Genomic DNA, 16,562 nt, shown 5'->3' on the forward strand with positions numbered 1-16,562 from the left:
GTTCCATAAATGTTCCGTTTATCGCGCTGCCATGGCCAAGTCGAAGAAGCGTTATGTCTGCCAGGCCTGTGGCTCGGTTTCCCATCGCTGGCAGGGGCAGTGCCCTGATTGCGCGGAGTGGAACACGCTGGTCGAAGACGCGCCGGCGACCGTCTTCTCGCAGAAGCACGATCTGTCGAGCGGAGGCAGGGCGATTGCGTTCGAGCCGCTCGACGCGCCGGGAGAAGTGTTGACCAGGCGCACGACCGGTCTAGCGGAGTTCGACCGCGCGCTGGGCGGCGGCCTCGTGCCCGGTTCGGCGATCCTGATGGGCGGCGACCCCGGCATCGGCAAGTCGACCCTGCTGCTTCAGGCGGCGGCGAAGATCGCCAAGGCGGGCAGCGAGACGGTCTATGTCAGCGGCGAGGAGGCGGCGGGCCAGGTACGTCTGCGCGCCTCGCGCCTCGGGCTTGCCGATGCTCCGATCCGCCTCGCGGCCGCAACCTCGGTGCGGGATATTCTCACGACCCTGAACACCATGGCGCCGCCCGCGCTGCTGGTGATCGATTCGATCCAGACGATGCACTCGGATACGATCGAGGGCGCGCCCGGCACGGTCAGCCAGGTGCGCGGATGCGCGTTCGAGTTGATCCGTTATGCCAAGGAGAACGGCGTCGCGCTGGTGCTCGTCGGGCACGTCACCAAGGATGGCACGATCGCCGGCCCGCGCGTGCTCGAGCACATGGTCGACGTGGTCATGAGCTTCGAAGGGGAGCGGAGCCATCAGTACCGCATTCTGCGCAGTCTGAAGAACCGCTTCGGACCAGTCGACGAGATCGGCGTCTTCGCCATGGCCGGGCAGGGGCTGGACGAAGTCGCCAATCCCTCGATGCTGTTCCTCTCGGGTCGCGACGAGCCGATGGCGGGCAGCGCCGTTTTCCCGGCCTTGGAGGGCACGCGGCCGGTGCTGATTGAGGTCCAGGCCCTGATCGTGCGCCTCCAGAGCGGGGCGACCCCGCGCCGGGCGGTCGTGGGCTGGGACAGCGGGCGCCTGGCGATGCTGCTCGCCGTGCTGGAAGCGCGCTGCGGGCTCAACTTCAGCTCGGCGGAAGTCTATCTCAATGTCGCGGGCGGGTATCGGCTCACCGATCCGGCGGCGGATCTAGCGGTGGGCGCCGCGCTGGTGTCCGCACTCGCGGACCGGCCGCTGCCGGCCAAAAGCGTGTGGTTCGGCGAGGTCTCGCTCGCCGGCGAAGTGCGCCCCGTCGCCCATTCGACGCTGCGCGTGCGCGAATCGGCCAAGCTCGGATTCGGCTGCGGCTTCGGGCCGATGGAGGACAAGGCGGGACCGGCGAGCCCCTCCGCCTTCCGCTATCGCGGCATTCGGCAACTCGCCAATCTCGTTGACCAGGTTATGGCCACCACCTAACTCTGCGGTGCTTATGGCGATTTTCGACATCATCGTATTGATCATCGTCGCCGTGGCCGCGATCGGCGGCTTCATGCGCGGCTTCGTGCAGGAGGTGCTCTCGCTGGCCGCGTGGATTCTCGCGCTGTTCGCAATTCGCGCGCTCCACACACCGCTCTACACGTGGCTCGAACCTTACGTCGGTACGGAAACGGGCGCGGCCGTGCTGGCCTTCGCGCTGCTGCTGCTGATCCCATACGCCGCGATGAGACTGATCGCCGGGCGAGCAGGCAAGGCGTCCCGCAACTCGATCCTGGGCCCAATTGACCGCGTGCTCGGCTTCGGCTTCGGCATGATCAAGGGCGCGGTGATCGTCGTGCTGGCGTTCTCGCTGCTCGTGCTCGGCTACGACACGATCTGGGGTGTCGCCGGACGGCCCGACTGGATCACGACCGCCCGCACGTACCCGGTCGTCAATGCCAGCGCCAACGAACTGGTCGAGATCGTCCAGGAGCGTCGCGCACAACTGCGCCGTGAAGCGGAGGCGGAAGCGGCAGCCGAAGCGGCCTCATGACCGCCGCAGCCTCCGGCCCTCTCTACACGCCTGAGTTGCTCGCCTTGGCGGTGTCGCTGGCCGACAGCCCGCTCGGCGACGATCTGCACCTGCGCGGCGAAGCAGTTTCCCGCACCTGCGGCAGCACTCTCACAGTTGGGCTCCGGTGCGACGATGCGGGGCGGATCGAGCGGGTCGGCATGCAAGTCTCCGCCTGCGCCGTCGGACAGGCGTCCGCCGCCATTTTCGCGGGCGGCGCGCGCGGCACGACTGCCGACGATCTCGCGGCGGCGGAGGGGGCGATCGCTGGCTGGCTCGCGGGTGGGGACACGCCCGCATGGCCCGGGATCGAGAAGATCGCCGCCGCCCAAGCGCATCCCGCGCGGCATGGTGCTATCCTCCTCCCGTGGAGAGCCGCGCGCGCCGCGCTTTCCAAGGCCGCCCTGGCCGGCTAAATCCCGTCCACAGGGCGAGGGGATGGCTGGATGAGTGAAAGCGCGGCATCGGCGCAGCGGGAGCCGACCGACAAGGAAATCCGACTGGTGATCGCGGCCTCATCGGCAGGCACGATCTTCGAATGGTACGATTTCTTCATCTACGGCACGCTCGCCGGGCTGATCGGTGCGGCTTTCTTCCCGAGCGGTAACGAGACCCTGCAACTGTTGCTCGTCTGGGCCGGGTTCGCGGTGGGGTTCGGCTTCCGTCCGCTCGGCGCGATCCTGTTCGGCTTCCTGGGCGACCGGCTGGGGCGCAAGTATACCTTCCTCATCACGGTCACCCTCATGGGCGTCGCAACAGCGGGCGTGGGCATGATCCCGAGCGCGGCCAGCATCGGGATCGCGGCACCCATCATCGTGATCGGTTTCCGCATTCTCCAGGGACTCGCCCTTGGCGGTGAATACGGGGGTGCTGCGATCTATGTCGCCGAGCACGCGCCGCGGGAGAAGCGCGGGTTCTACACCAGCTTCATCCAGGCGAGCGTGGTGGGCGGGTTCGTATTGTCGATCGCGGTTGTGCTCACATGCCGCCTGCTCATCCCGGAGGAAGACTTCGCCGCCTGGGGCTGGCGCTTGCCGTTCCTGCTGTCGATCGTGCTGCTGGCAATCTCGCTGTGGATGCGCCTGAAACTCCACGAAAGCCCGGTGTTCCAGGCAATGAAGGCGGAAGGGAGAACGGCCGCCAACCCCTTCGCCGAAAGCTTTCGCTATCCGGGCAACGGCAAGCGGATCTTCGTCGCCCTGTTCGGCATCACGGGCGTTTTGACGACAATCTGGTACACGGCATTCTTCTCCAGCCTTTCATTTCTGCGCGGCCCGATGGGCATGGACGAGCAACTGGTCGAAATCGTGCTGTTCGTCGCGGGCCTGATCGCCATGTCGTTCTATCTCGTCGTCGGGCGCTGGTCGGACCGGATCGGGCGCAAGAAGCCGATCGTCATCGGCGCACTGCTGACGCTGGTGCTGCTCTTCCCGATGTTCTGGGGCATGGGCAAGCTCGCCAATCCCGGGCTCGCCGAAGCGGCCGAGGCAAACCCGGTGGTCGTCGCCGGCACGCAGTGCTCGACCGATCCGTTCGCGGAGTTGTTCGGGCGGGAGCAGACCGACTGCGGCAAGCTGCTCGAGACACTGACGGCGAACGGCGTTTCCTATTCCGTCGAACAGTCGCGTGATCTTGGTCTGACTGTCGGGGGAGACGCAATCGCGCTCGATCCCGCCTGGTTCGAGGATGCAGGGGCCAGGCGCGATGGCCTGCTCCGCGCGCTTGAGGCGCGCGGGTTCGATTTCGCGCGCCAGACGCCGCCTGCGATCAACGTGCTCGGGATCGTCGCGCTTCTGCTGGGCCTCGGAATGCTGTCGGCACTGACATACGGCTCGGTCGCAGCACTGCTCTCCGAGATGTTCCCGCCCCAGATCCGCTATTCATCGATGTCGATCCCCTATCACATCGGAGCAGGCTACTTAGGCGGGTTCCTTCCCCTGATCTCGGGCATCATCGTTGCGCGGACCGGCGACGTCTACGCAGGGCTCTGGTATACCTGGGCTGTGGTCGCGTTCGGTGCCGTTGTGGCCTGGTGGGGCCTTCCTGATGGACCGCCGAAAGACTTCGAAGCCGATGCCTGACCTCCCGCCGCCAAGCCTGCGGCTACGACTGGATGAAGAAGCGCTAGCGGCCAATTGGCGCACGCTCGACACGATGTCGGGCGCTGCCAGTGCAGGGGCGGCGGTGAAGGCCGACGGCTATGGGCTTGGTGCGGACAAGGTGGTGCCGGTGCTGCGCGATGCGGGGGCGCACGACTTCTTTGTCGCGCACTGGAGCGAAGTGCCCGAGGCGCTGCGCCACGTCGCTCCGGCACAAGTTTCCGTTCTGCACGGACCGGTGCGCGCCGAGGACGCCGCCTATGCGCAGGGCACCGGGATCCGGCCGGTCGTCAACAGCATCGAGCAGGCGAAGCGCTGGATTGAGGCAGGCGGGGGGCCGTGCCACCTGATGGTCGACACCGGGATCAACCGCCTCGGCCTGTCGCTCGTGGACATCGGCGATCCGGTGATTGCGGCGCTCGAAGTCGACCTGCTGATGTCGCATCTCGCGTCGGCGGACGAGGACAGCGTGCTCAACGCACGCCAGCTCGAACGTTTCCGCACGGTCTGCACGGCGATCCCGGCGCGGCGGCGGAGTCTCGCCAACAGCGCGGGAATCGCGCTGGGGGCGGACTTCACCTTCGATCTTACGCGGCCCGGCATCGCACTCTACGGTGGCGTCCCGCGCAGCGAGCTTGCGGGCGCGATCCGGCAGGTCGCCTATCCGCAAGCCGCGGTGATTCAGGTGCGTGAACTCGCCGCCGGCGACAGCGTCGGCTACAACGCGGCCTTCACTGCGGCCGGGGCGATGCGCGCCGGGGTGGTGTCGCTCGGCTATGCCGATGGCTTTCTGCGCTGCCGCGGTTCGAGCGTGCTGCGGTGCGGCGAGGCGCATCTGCCGCTGCTCGGCAAAGTGTCGATGGACATGATCGTGGTCGATCTGAGCGCAGCGCCGGACGTGCACGAAGGCGACTGGCTGGACGTGCCGTTCGACTTGCCGGCGCAGGCCGACGCCTGCGGACTTTCGCAATACGAACTTCTGACTACGCTCGGTCCCCGCTTTCGCAGGTAGGGGGACGTCGATGTTGCGCTGCACATGCTGCACCTGCTAATGCAACAGAAAGCGCAGCATCTCGGGAATCTCAATGGCCAGGAACCAGGGCGGGGCGGGTGATCCGATCACCATCAAGAAGTACGCCAACCGGCGCCTCTACAACACCGGCACCTCGAGCTACATAACGCTCGAAGATCTCGCCAAGATGACCCGCGAGGGTGTGCAGTTTCAGGTCGTCGATGCGAAGACGGGTGACGACATCACCCATTCGATCCTGACCCAGATCATCATGGACGAAGAGGCCAGCGGCGAACACATGCTGCCGGTCAGCTTCCTGCGCGATCTGATCTCGATGTACGGCAACTCGATGCAGGCGATGATGCCAAGCTATCTCGAAGCGAGCATGGCGAACTTCCGCGAAAATCAAGCCAAGCTGCAGGAAGCGTTTCAGGGTGGCATGGGCAACAATCCCTTCGCCCGGATCGCCGAAACCAACATGGCGATGATGCGCGCCGCGACCGAAGCATTCATTCCCGGCGCCAAGAACGAAGCGCCGAGGGCCGGCAAACAGGATGCGGAACTCGCCGCGCTGCGCGAACAGATGGCGGCGATGCAGAAAAAGCTGGACGAACTCGATAAGTAGCGCGAACGCGCCCGCCTTCACCGACGACGAATTGCAGGAATTCACGTGTCCCAGATCCGCCATGCGCTGAACACCCGGCGCGCCGACGATTTCGCCCAGTGGTACCAGGAAGTGATCTCCGCGGCCGACATGGCCGAGGAGTCGGGCGTGCGTGGGTGCATGGTGATCAAGCCGTGGGGCTACGGCATCTGGGAGCGGGTGCAGCGCCTGCTCGATGCACGGATCAAGGCCACGGGCCACGACAACTGCTATTTCCCGATCTTCATCCCGCTCTCGAACTTCGAGCGCGAGGCGAGCCATGTTGAAGGTTTCGCGAAGGAGATGGCGGTCGTCACACATCACCGTCTCATCACAGACGGCGAGGGGGGATTGGTGCCCGATCCCGAGGCGAAGCTGGAAGAGCCACTGGTCGTCCGGCCCACCTCGGAAACGATCATCGGCGACGCCATGGCGCGCTGGGTACAGAGCTGGCGCGACCTTCCGCTGAAGCTCAATCAGTGGGCCAACGTCGTGCGCTGGGAAATGCGCACGCGCATGTTCCTGCGTACCAGTGAGTTCCTCTGGCAGGAGGGCCATACGGCGCACGAGAATGCCGACGAAGCGAAGGAGCACACCCTGCGTATGCTCGAGGTCTACCGCGCTTGTGCGGAGGAAGACATCGCCATGCCCGTAGTCGCGGGTGAGAAGCCGGAGCACGAGCGCTTCCCAGGGGCCGTCGAGACGTGGTCGATCGAGGCGATGATGCAGGACGGCAAGGCGCTGCAGGCAGGCACCTCGCACTACCTCGGGACCAACTTCGCAGAAGCTGCAGGCATTCGCTATCAAGACCGCGAAGGCACACAGCAATTCTGCCACACCATCAGCTTCGGCCTTTCGACCCGTGTCATCGGCGGCATGATCATGACGCACGGCGATGACGACGGATTGCGCGTACCGCCTAAGCTCGCGCCGTGGCAGGTCGTGGTCCTGCCCATGCTGCGCGACGATGAACGCGATACTGCATTGCTCGAATACTGCGAAGGCCTGCGCGCGGCGCTTGCCGGGACCTCGGCCTTCGGCGAACCCGTGCGCGTCCTGCTCGACGACAAGCCCGGCAAGGCCGCAGCCAAGCGCTGGGACTGGGTGCGCAAGGGCGCGCCGGTGATTGTCGAGGTCGGCGGGCGCGACATGGAGAACGGTGTCGTCTCGCTGCTCCGTCGCGACCGGCTGTGGGGAGAGAACGCCAAGCCGGCATTCGAGGCCCCGACACGCGGTGATGCGGCTCGGGCGATCCCCGGACTGCTCGAAGACATCCAAGAGGCGCTGTTCGTCGAAGCATGCGATCGGCGCGAGGCCAACATCACGCGCGGGATCGAGAGCATGGACGCGCTGAAGGACTTCTTCGCCTCCAACGGCCGCTACCCGGGCTGGCTTGAAGTGCAATGGGCCAAGCCGACGGGCGCCGCGCTGGAGAAGGTCATCGAAGACCTCAAGGCGCTCAAGCTGACGGTGCGAAACGTGCCGATCGGTTCAGCGGCAGCCGACGGCACGTGCCTCTTTACCGGGGAATCGGCGGTAGAGCGGATTCTGATCGGCAAGGCCTACTGACGAATGCACGGGCCCAGCCTTCGCTGGGACTCGCGTCTGCGTCGTAGAGGTCTTGTATTCGAGTGGTTTGGCGGCAAGAGTGCGCGCCATGCACAAGCTCCTGCCGCTCGCCGCCCTTCTCGTTGCTGCTCCCGCCTCCGCGCAGGGCAACCCCACCGACAGCGTTTCGCAGGAGCGGCTGCGATCGGACGTCGCGGACCTGGTGAGCTTCGGCACGCGCCACACGCTTTCCGAGCAGGATAGCGAGACCCGCGGCATCGGCGCAGCGCGGCGCTGGGGCGAAGCGCAGTTCCGCGCTGCGAGCGAGGCCTGCGGCGGCTGCCTGGAAATCACGCTGCCGGAGCGCATGATCCAGGGTAACCGCGTGCCCGAACCGACGCGTCTGGTGAACGTCGTTGCCATCCAGCGAGGGAGCAAACGCCCCAACGAGGTGGTGATCGTTCAGGGGCATATCGATAGCCGCGTCTCCGACGTGGCGGACTTCACCAGCGACGCGCCCGGCGCGAACGACAACGCTTCGGGCACCGCGCTGGTGATCGAGGCGGCGCGCGTGCTCTCGCAGAACGAATACCCCACCACGATCGTCTACGCGCTGCTCTCGGGCGAGGAGCAGGGTCTTTATGGCGGCCAGTTGCTGGCCGATTATGCGGAGGAGCAAGGCTGGACGGTCAAGGCGGTGCTCAACAACGATATCGTCGGCGGGTCCTGCGGATCGGACGGCTACTGCGACGATGCGCATGTGCGGGTGTTCTCCGAAGGACCGCGCGCCGATCTGACGGATGAGATCCGCGCCGCACAGCGCCGCAATGGCGGCGAGAACGACAGCCCCGGTCGGAACATCTCTCGCTGGCTCGACGAGCTTGCCGAAGCTGACCCCGCCGGGCTCGATGTGCGGCAGATCTGGCGCACCGACCGGATGGGGCGGGGCGGCGACCAGATTCCATTTCTGGAGAACGGCTACCCCGCCGTCCGCATCTCCGTCGCGGTCGAGGACTACGATCACCAGCATCAGGACCTGCGCGTCGAGGAGGGCGTAACCTACGGCGATACGATCGACGAGATGGATTTCGCTTATCTGGCGAAAGTCACCCGCTTCAACGTCCGCGCGCTCGACGCTCTGGCACAGGCGCCGATGCCGCCCGCGCCGACTGCCGAGGCGGCTGTCCAGACCTTCACCGAAATCACGTGGGACGAGGTCCCCGGCGCCGTCGGCTACACGATCTGGCAGCGCCGCACGGACGAGCCCTACTGGCGCGAGAAGCCGGTGATCGAGAACGTAGTCGCGACCAGCGCGAAACTTGAAGGTGTCCGAGGCGACGACTGGATCTTCGGCGCCAGTGCACGCGCGGCGGACGGCACGCAAAGTCCCATTGCCAGCGCGGTTCCCGCCGGCGGGTTCGCGCCGCTCGCTGAAACCCAACCCTGATCCGTTCGTATTGAGTCCATGCTGCCTGCGCAGCGGAAGGGGCGGAGCTGGGTACGCATTTCGGCGTCCCGAGTTCGCTCGACACGAACGGACCGGAGGAATAGGGCACGGCCATGGCCCGCTACACCCAAGGCTTGCCCTCGCGCGAGCAGATCCTCGAATTCATCCAGACCTCGGACACCCCTGCGGGCAAGCGTGAGATCGCCAAAGCATTCGGCCTCAAAGGGCAGGAGAAGATTGCGCTCAAGCAGCGCCTGAAGGATATGGCCGAGGAAGGCCTGATCGACGGCAAGAAGACCGCCTATCACCGGATGGGCGGAGTGCCCAAGGTCACCGTTCTGCGCGTGGTGGAGATCGACGACGGCGAAGCCTTCGCGATCCCCGATGGCTGGCAGCCCGACGATGGAAGCCCGCCCCCGCGGCTGCGCGTCATCGAGGGAAAAAAGGGCAAGTCGCGCCAAGCCGCGTTGAAGACCGGCGACCGTGTCCTCGCGCGCACCGAAGAAACCGGGCGCGGGTGGAAAGCGCACGTGATGAAGAAGCTCCCGGCCCGAACCGAGGGGCTGATGGGCGTCGTCGAGATCGACGCGGGCGGGAAAGGCTGGCTCGCGCCGGTCGACAAGCGGGTGCGCAGTTCCTCGGCGATCGCCGACCTCGGCGGGGCGGAGGAAGGACAGCTCGTCCTCGCCGAGCCCGCCGGCCGGTCGTCGCGCTCGGGGGTCAACGTGGTTGAAGTGCTCGGCGATCCACTCGAACCGCGCAGCTTCTCGCTTATCGCCATCGCCAAGCACGGCATCCCGCACATCTTCCCCGAAGCCGCGATCGAAGAGGCGGAGCGCGCAGCCGAGCTGCCGCTGAGCGAGGACAAGCGCGAGGATCTGCGTCATTTGCCGATCGTCGCCATCGACCCGGCCGATGCGCGGGATCATGACGACGCGATCTGGGCCGAACCGGACGGCGAAGGCGGCTATCGCGCGCTGGTCGCGATCGCCGACGTGAGTTTCTACGTGCGGCCCGGCGGTGAAATCGACCGCGAGGCGCGCAAACGCGGCAATTCGGTCTATTTCCCCGACCGCGTCGTGCCGATGCTGCCGGAAGTGTTGAGTGCCGACGTCTGCTCGCTCAAGCAGGATGAGGACCGCGCGGCGATGGCCTGCCACTTGCGTATCTCGCCCGAGGGCAAGGTGACCAAGTGGCGCTTCACCCGCGCGCTGGTGCGGATCGCCCACAACGTCGCCTACGAAGATGCGCAGAAGGCGATCGACGGGGGCGATGCACCCGAACACCTGCAGCACCTGTGGGGGGCATGGAAGCTGCTCTTCGCCGCCCGCACTGCGCGCGATCCGCTTGAACTCGAACTGCCGGAGCGACGAGTGGTGCTCGACGAGCACGGCAAAATCGCCGAGATCGCGGTTCGCGAACGGCTCGACGCGCACCGCGTGGTCGAGGATTTCATGATCGCGGCGAACGTGGCTGCGGCCAAAGCGCTGGAGAGCAAGACCGCGCCTGTCGTCTACCGCGTCCACGAGCCGCCGAGCCGCGAGAAGCTGGTCGCGCTGAAGGACTATCTCGCCACCTTCGGCCGCACGCTGGCGTTGGGGCAGGTGATCACACCCGGCCTGTTCAACCGCATGCTCAAAGACGTGACCGACGAGAGCGAGAAGGCGCAAGTGATGGAGGCTGTGCTGCGCACGCAGACGCAGGCCTACTATGGGCCGCAGAACGCGGGGCACTTCGGCCTCGCGCTCGGCTCCTATGCGCATTTCACGTCACCGATCCGGCGCTACGCCGACCTGCTCGTGCACCGCGCGCTGGTGGATGCGTTCGGCCTTGAGCAACCGGCACCGAAAGGCGGCGCCATACCGCCCACGACTGGTCTGTCCGACCGCGACCGCGACGATCTGTCGAAGGTTTCCGATGCGATCAGCACCGCCGAGCGCCGCGCGATGGAGGCCGAACGCGACACGATAGACCGGTACGTCGCAGCCTGGCTCTCGGGCCGGGTGGGCGAGACGTTCGACACGCGCATCACGGGCGTGCAGCCGTTCGGCTTCTTCGCCACAATCATGGGGCTCGGCGGCGACGGACTCGTGCCCGTCTCGACCCTCGGCGCCGAGCACTTCCGCTATGACGAGGCGGCGCAGGCTCTGGTCGGGGCAGACAGCGGCACACGCTATGCGAGCGGGGACCGGCTCAAACTGAAGCTCGGCGAAGCGAACCCGCTCACCGGCGCACTCAAGTTCGAACCCCTCAATGCCGATGGCAGCGCGATCGAACCGCGCGGCGATCGCTCTGCGCCGCGAGGGCGGAAAACGGGGAAGTTCGTCCAGGGTAAGCGGGGGCGCCCGGGGAATATCCGCCATCAGGGGCGCGGCAAGAAGCGCTAGCCGAGGGCGGCGCGCAGGCGTTCGCCCGTTTCGCGATCCGCGGGGAAGAATGCTTCGATCGCCAGCTCCGACAGCGTGATGTCGAGCGGCGAGCCGAACACCGTCGTGGTCGAAATGAACGACAGGCGCCCATGGGGCGTGTCGAGTTGCAGCGGCACGGCAATCGAGCCGCCGTGCGCCTGCGGCGGGGGGCCTAGCGAACGGTAGGGAATTGCGCGCAGCTCCGCTTCGAGCCGCTCGAGCACCGGGTCGCCGGTCGCCTCGATCTGTGTCGACAGCCGCGCGAGCAGATGTGCGCGCCACTCGGCGAAATTGGCGATCTGCGGCGCGATTCCCTGCGGGTCGAGCGCGACGCGCAGCACGTTGACCGGCGGCTCGAGCAGTTCGGGCGCGACTCCGGCAAGCAGCAGTGGGAGAGCGGCGTTGGCGGCGACCAGATTCCACGCCCGGTCGACGGCGAGCGCAGGGTAGGGCTCATGACCCGCGAGAACCTGCTCGACGACCGCCCGTGCGTCGCTGAGTTGCGGATCGTCGAGAGGCCGCTCATGGTGCGCGGGGGCATATCCGGCCGCGATCCGCATCGCATTGTGCGCCCGCATCGGCATGCCCAGCTCGCGCGCGAGGCGGTCGATCACGGACGTGCTGGGTGCGCTGCGGCCCGTCTCGATGAAGCTGAGGTGCCGCGCCGATATCTCGCTTGCCAGTGCGAGGTCGAGCTGACTGACTTTCCGCCGCGCGCGCCATTCGCGCAGCAACTCACCAAGAGGGGCCTGTTCCATGAGGCGTTTCCTATCGCGTGAGAAGTTTGGACGCCATTACCTGGCAGGTAATCGACTTGCCTCGCCGCCGCTGCAACCAGTGCGCTTGTCCAATCAACGGAGTAAAGCACATGCGCAATATCACTCTTACCCAGGCTCTGGTGCTCGACGCGGCGAGCTGTGCGCTCTTCTTCGCGCTCTGCGTGGGCGCCACCGCTACCGTCGCGGGTCTGCTGGGCCTGCCCACCACGATCGTTGCCGCAGCCGGCTGGATCTGCCTGCCGGTGGCGGCGCTGCTGGCGTTCCTCGCTTATAGGCCGTCGCGCCCGCTGTTGGCAGTTGTGGTCGCAGGTAACGCCGGATGGGTGCTCGCCAGCCTCGCGGTCTGGTTGCTCCACCTCGACGCGCTGACCGGACTCGGCCATGCCGTCATCATCGCACAGGCGATCGTGGTCGAGCTGTTCGTGATTCTCGAATGGCGGGGGCTGAAGGCGCTCGGCGCGCGGCCGTCCGCCGCCTAACTCAACTGGTCGATATCGTCCGGGCTCAGCGAGCCGGGGATCACGAAGAGAGGGCAGGGCAGCGAGCCGGCGTGCGCGGAAAAATGCGTCACGAGCGGCCCGGGCCCGCCCTCCGGTGCGGAGCCGAGGACCAGCGCCGCGACCTCCGGATGCTCCGCAAGGTAATCCTTAATCACCGCCTGACCTTCACCGACCCGCACCGCGATGGTCGGCATCTTGCCGCTTTCGGAATAGAGATTGCCTGCCGCACTGGTTGCCATGACTTCGGCCCGATCGCGTGCTTCCTGCTCGATCGTCGCCTGGACTCCGCCGAAAGCGTTGAAGCTCTGCGGCTGGACGAGCGCGAGGATATGCACCGCGCCGCCCGTCGCGGCCGCACGGCGCGCGGCGAACCGCAGCGCTTTACGCGCTTCCTCAGTCTCGTCCATGATCACGAGATAGACCCGCATGCCTTGCCCTCCGGACGCGGGTATCCGATGAAATCGTATTCCGCGCAAGAACCTTGCCCGTGCGCGTCAAATTGGCCAGAGCAGGGCCGAAAACTCGCGAGGACCCAACGGAAACATGCCGACGCCGATCAAGATGCCCGCCCTTTCGCCCACCATGGAGGAGGGCACGCTCGCCCGATGGCTCGTGAAGGAAGGCGATCAGGTCAGCGCAGGCGACGTGATGGCCGAGATCGAGACCGACAAGGCGACGATGGAATTCGAGGCGGTCGACGAAGGAACGATCGTTAAGATCGAGGTGCCGGAAGGCACCGAAGGCGTGAAAGTCGGCACCATCATCGCCACGCTGGCCGGCGAGGATGAGGACCCGGACGACGCGAAAGCGGCAGCAGAATCAAAGCCTGCCGAGAATGAAGAGAAGAAACCAGCCCCCGCGAAGGCGAGCGACTCCGGCGGTGAAGAAAAGCCTTCCGCTGCGCCCGAAGTCCTGGCCTCAGCGAAGACTTCCGAGAAGCCCAAAGCGGCCGCCGCACCCAAAGCCGAAGGTGACCGTGTCATCGCCTCTCCGCTCGCCAAGCGAATCGCCGAGCAGAAGGGGATCGATCTCGCCTCGGTTCAGGGAAGCGGGCCGAACGGGCGAATCGTGAAGGCGGACGTCGAGAGTGCGCCGGCAGCGACCGTGCAGACGGAAGCTCCTGCCAAGGCCGCTCAGCCGGCGAAGGCCGCTGCCCCTGCGGGTGCTCAGCAAAGCGAGTTCGGCGCCCCTTACGAGGCGCAGAAGCTCAACAACGTGCGCAAGGTCATTGCGCGCCGCCTCACCGAAGCGAAGCAGACGATCCCGCATATCTACCTCACGGTGGACGTGCGGCTCGATGCGCTGCTGAAGCTGCGCGGGGAGCTCAACGCCAGCCTTAAGGCAGACGGCGTCAAGCTCTCGGTCAACGATCTCCTGATCAAGGCTCTCGCGCGCACACTGCAGCGCGTGCCGCAGTGCAATGTCAGCTTCCAGGGCGACGAACTGCACCAGTACACCCGGCAGGACATTTCGGTCGCGGTTGCTGCGCCGAGCGGCCTGATCACGCCGATCATCGTCGACGCGGGCCGTAAGGGCCTTGCGCAAATCTCGACCGAGATGAAGGAACTCGCCGGCAAGGCCCGCGACGGCAAGCTGCAGCCGCACGAGTATCAGGGAGGCACGGCCTCGATCTCCAATCTCGGCATGTTCGGCACCAAGCAGTTCGACGCCGTGATCAATCCGCCGCAGGCGATGATCCTGGCGGTCGGCGCAGGCGAGAAGCGGCCGTATGTGATCGACGAGGCGCTCGGCATCGCCACGGTGATGACCGCCACTGGCAGCTTCGACCACCGCGCGATCGACGGGGTGGACGGCGCAAAGCTGATGGACACGTTCAAGAACCTGGTCGAGAACCCGATGGGGCTGCTCGTCTGACGTGGGCCTGCTGCCTGCCATCCTGCTGACCGTGCAGGTCATAGGTCCGCCAGCGCCCCCGGCCGCACCGGTCAGCGATGTGCGCGTGCCGATGATCGGGCTCGAGGGACCCGCGGCGGATGCCTGTGGAGGGATCGCACGCATCGCAACTTACGACGAAGAGGAGCCGGTACACGAGCGCCCCGATCCGCAGGCTCCGGAAAGCGAGAGCCTTCCGCACCAGACGCTCGTCTGGCTGTGCGAAGCGGAAGGCGAGTGGCAGGGCATCGTCTATCCGTCAGGCGAGTTCCAGGAACTCGGTGACTGCCGTGTCAGCAGCCCTGTGCCGGAGAGCCGCTTGTATGACGGGCCGTGCCGCCATGGCTGGGTCATCGCCGAGAACCTTGAACTGGTGGTGGGATGACGGACATGAGTGCCACCCGCGTCCCCATGATCCGCGTCACCGCAATGCCGGCGGACACCAACCCTTATGGGGGCGTGTTCGGTGGATGGCTGATGAGCCAGATGGCGCTCGCGGCTGGGGCGCTCGCAAGCCGGGTAGGGCGGGGCAAGGCGGTCGTCGTCTCCGCCACCGACTTCGCGTTCCCGGGTGCGATGGGGGTAGGCGATGAACTCTCGGTCTACTGCGACATCGCCGCGGCCGGTCGCACGTCGCTGACCATCGCCGCCGAGGCAATCGCGCGCGAACGCAATGGCGAGGCGACCGTCAGGGTCGCGGCCGGAACTTTCAAGTTCGTGCTGCTCGATGAAAACGATCGCCCGCGCGCGGTCGGCGAGGCGGCGACATCACTCCCCAAGGAAATGACGAATGGCTGACAAATACGACGTTATCGTGCTCGGTTCGGGCCCCGGCGGCTATGTCGCCGCGATCCGCTGCGCGCAGCTCGGACTGAAGACCGCGATCGTCGAGCGCGAGAACCTGGGCGGCATCTGCCTCAACTGGGGCTGCATCCCGACCAAGGCGCTGCTGCGCTCGGCCGAGATCTTCCACTACATGCAACACGCACAGGATTACGGCCTCAAAGCCAAAGAGATAGAGGCCGATCTTGAAGCGGTGGTGAAGCGCAGCCGGGGCGTCGCCAAGCAGCTCAATCAGGGCGTCACGCACCTGATGAAGAAGAACAAGATCGCGGTCCACATGGGCGAGGGGACCATGACCGGCCCGACCTCGATGACCGTCAAGGGCGAGAAGGGCGAGGAGAAGCTGGAGGCGAAACACGTGATCGTCGCCACCGGCGCGCGAGCGCGGGATCTGCCGTTTGCGAAGGCGGACGGGAAGCGCGTGTGGACCTATCGCCACGCGATGACTCCGCCCGAGATGCCGAAGAAGCTGCTGGTCATCGGCAGCGGCGCGATCGGGATCGAATTCGCTAGTTTTTACAATGATATGGGAGCGGAAGTTACGGTCGTCGAGATGCTCGACCGGATCGTGCCGGTGGAAGACAAGGACGTCTCCACTTTCCTCGAGAAGTCGCTCACCAAGCAGGGCATGACGATCATGACCGGCGCGGGCGTCGAAGACCTGAAAGTCGGCGCGAGCGGTGTGAAAGCGAAGATCAAGGCGAAGGACGGCAAGGTCTCCGAAAGCGAGTTCAGTCACGTGATCGTCGCCATCGGCATCCAGCCCAACACGGAGAATGTCGGGCTCGAGAAACTCGCCGAAATGGACCGTGGCTTCATCCAGATCGATCCGTACGGCCGCACGAAGACGAAAGGTCTGTGGGCGATCGGCGACTGCACGCCGGGCCCGTGGCTGGCGCACAAGGCGAGCCACGAGGGCGTCACTGCGGCCGAGGCGATCGCGCAGGAACTGGGCAACAAGGACGTCCACCCGCACCCGCTCGACCGCAACAATATCCCGGGCTGCACCTACTGCCACCCGCAGATCGCCAGCGTCGGCATGACCGAGGCGAAGGCGAAGGAGGCGGGCCACGAGGTGAAGGTCGGCAACTTCCCCTTCATCGGCAACGGCAAGGCGATCGCGCTCGGCGAGGCGGAAGGCTTCATCAAGACCGTGTTCGACGCGAAGACCGGCGAACTGCTCGGCGCGCACATGATCGGAGCCGAGGTAACCGAGCTGATTCAAGGCTATACCGTCGGCAAGACGCTGGAGACCACCGAAGCCGAACTGATGCAGACGGTCTTCCCGCATCCGACTCTTTCGGAGATGATGCACGAGAGCGTGCTCGGCGCTTACGGACGCGCGCTACACATCTGACGGGCACCTACGGGCACTAAGCGGCCCGGACGGGAACCGAGGCGAGGGAGAGCG

Annotated in this window: 16 protein-coding genes; 14 read left to right on the forward strand and 2 right to left on the reverse strand. The window is 66.1% G+C overall.

Translation table 11 applies throughout. The features are described from left to right. Nucleotides 1-31: 31 nt before the first annotated feature. From radA to rnr, 9 genes are all read left to right on the forward strand, one after another. Entirely contained in the window at nucleotides 32-1,408 is a 1,377-nt protein-coding gene (gene radA / locus AC3A5N_RS07430) for a DNA repair protein RadA (RefSeq protein ID WP_487736666.1), read from the forward strand. A 13-nt stretch (nucleotides 1,409-1,421) separates the two neighbouring features. Continuing rightward, nucleotides 1,422-1,961: a CvpA family protein gene (locus AC3A5N_RS07435; protein WP_487736667.1), complete on the forward strand. Its 540-nt coding sequence runs from the start codon at nucleotides 1,422-1,424 to the stop codon at nucleotides 1,959-1,961. Further along, nucleotides 1,958-2,395 carry an iron-sulfur cluster assembly scaffold protein gene (locus AC3A5N_RS07440; RefSeq protein WP_487736668.1) on the forward strand — a complete coding sequence of 146 codons (438 nt, stop codon included), beginning with the start codon at nucleotides 1,958-1,960 and terminating at the stop codon, nucleotides 2,393-2,395. Before AC3A5N_RS07435 ends, AC3A5N_RS07440 begins: the two co-directional genes overlap by 4 nt. 30 nt (nucleotides 2,396-2,425) lie before the next feature. Beyond that, the gene (locus AC3A5N_RS07445; protein ID WP_487736669.1) at nucleotides 2,426-4,060 is read left to right on the forward strand and encodes an MFS transporter; all 1,635 of its coding nucleotides are present in this window, start codon (nucleotides 2,426-2,428) and stop codon (nucleotides 4,058-4,060) included. Continuing rightward, nucleotides 4,053-5,090 carry an alanine racemase gene (locus tag AC3A5N_RS07450; RefSeq protein ID WP_487736670.1) on the forward strand — a complete coding sequence of 346 codons (1,038 nt, stop codon included), beginning with the start codon at nucleotides 4,053-4,055 and terminating at the stop codon, nucleotides 5,088-5,090. The genes AC3A5N_RS07445 and AC3A5N_RS07450 overlap by 8 nt, the downstream gene beginning before the upstream one ends. A 73-nt stretch (nucleotides 5,091-5,163) precedes the next feature. Next, nucleotides 5,164-5,715: a polyhydroxyalkanoate synthesis repressor PhaR gene (gene phaR / locus AC3A5N_RS07455; protein WP_487736671.1), complete on the forward strand. Its 552-nt coding sequence runs from the start codon at nucleotides 5,164-5,166 to the stop codon at nucleotides 5,713-5,715. A 45-nt stretch (nucleotides 5,716-5,760) separates the two neighbouring features. After that, nucleotides 5,761-7,302: an aminoacyl--tRNA ligase-related protein gene (locus tag AC3A5N_RS07460; RefSeq protein ID WP_487736672.1), complete on the forward strand. Its 1,542-nt coding sequence runs from the start codon at nucleotides 5,761-5,763 to the stop codon at nucleotides 7,300-7,302. An 88-nt stretch (nucleotides 7,303-7,390) separates the two neighbouring features. Beyond that, complete coding sequence (locus AC3A5N_RS07465; protein WP_487736673.1) at nucleotides 7,391-8,728, forward strand: M28 family peptidase; 1,338 nt, start codon at nucleotides 7,391-7,393, stop codon at nucleotides 8,726-8,728. 113 nt (nucleotides 8,729-8,841) lie between these two features. Further along, nucleotides 8,842-11,115 (forward strand): ribonuclease R, encoded by a 2,274-nt coding sequence (gene rnr, locus AC3A5N_RS07470; protein ID WP_487736674.1) that lies wholly within the window; start codon nucleotides 8,842-8,844, stop codon nucleotides 11,113-11,115. Here the strand turns inward: rnr and AC3A5N_RS07475 are convergent. Then, nucleotides 11,112-11,894, reverse strand: coding sequence for a helix-turn-helix domain-containing protein (locus AC3A5N_RS07475; RefSeq protein ID WP_487736675.1), 783 nt, complete (start codon nucleotides 11,892-11,894; stop codon nucleotides 11,112-11,114). The two genes, rnr and AC3A5N_RS07475, sit on opposite strands and share 4 nt — an antisense overlap. 110 nt (nucleotides 11,895-12,004) lie before the next feature. Here AC3A5N_RS07475 and AC3A5N_RS07480 point away from each other — a divergent pair, with 110 nt between their 5' ends. Continuing rightward, the gene (locus tag AC3A5N_RS07480; protein WP_487736676.1) at nucleotides 12,005-12,394 is read left to right on the forward strand and encodes a hypothetical protein; all 390 of its coding nucleotides are present in this window, start codon (nucleotides 12,005-12,007) and stop codon (nucleotides 12,392-12,394) included. Here AC3A5N_RS07480 and AC3A5N_RS07485 read toward each other — a convergent pair. Then, on the reverse strand, nucleotides 12,391-12,843 hold the full coding sequence (locus AC3A5N_RS07485) for a universal stress protein (RefSeq protein WP_487736677.1): 453 nt from the start codon (nucleotides 12,841-12,843) through the stop codon (nucleotides 12,391-12,393). The two genes, AC3A5N_RS07480 and AC3A5N_RS07485, sit on opposite strands and share 4 nt — an antisense overlap. 115 nt (nucleotides 12,844-12,958) lie before the next feature. Between AC3A5N_RS07485 and AC3A5N_RS07490 the strand changes: the two genes are divergently transcribed. The 4 genes from AC3A5N_RS07490 to lpdA are packed head-to-tail and all read left to right on the forward strand — an operon-like array spanning nucleotide 12,959 to nucleotide 16,508. Beyond that, nucleotides 12,959-14,290 carry a pyruvate dehydrogenase complex dihydrolipoamide acetyltransferase gene (locus AC3A5N_RS07490; protein WP_487736678.1) on the forward strand — a complete coding sequence of 444 codons (1,332 nt, stop codon included), beginning with the start codon at nucleotides 12,959-12,961 and terminating at the stop codon, nucleotides 14,288-14,290. A gap of 1 nt (nucleotide 14,291) precedes the next feature. Then, nucleotides 14,292-14,693: a hypothetical protein gene (locus AC3A5N_RS07495; protein ID WP_487736679.1), complete on the forward strand. Its 402-nt coding sequence runs from the start codon at nucleotides 14,292-14,294 to the stop codon at nucleotides 14,691-14,693. A gap of 5 nt (nucleotides 14,694-14,698) precedes the next feature. Next, nucleotides 14,699-15,106 (forward strand): acyl-CoA thioesterase, encoded by a 408-nt coding sequence (locus AC3A5N_RS07500; protein ID WP_487736680.1) that lies wholly within the window; start codon nucleotides 14,699-14,701, stop codon nucleotides 15,104-15,106. Beyond that, the gene (lpdA, locus tag AC3A5N_RS07505) at nucleotides 15,099-16,508 is read left to right on the forward strand and encodes a dihydrolipoyl dehydrogenase (RefSeq protein WP_487736681.1); all 1,410 of its coding nucleotides are present in this window, start codon (nucleotides 15,099-15,101) and stop codon (nucleotides 16,506-16,508) included. The genes AC3A5N_RS07500 and lpdA overlap by 8 nt, the downstream gene beginning before the upstream one ends. Nucleotides 16,509-16,562: the final 54 nt, after the last annotated feature.

The sequence above is a fragment of the Pelagerythrobacter sp. Soil_C_18 genome (assembly GCF_057657235.1).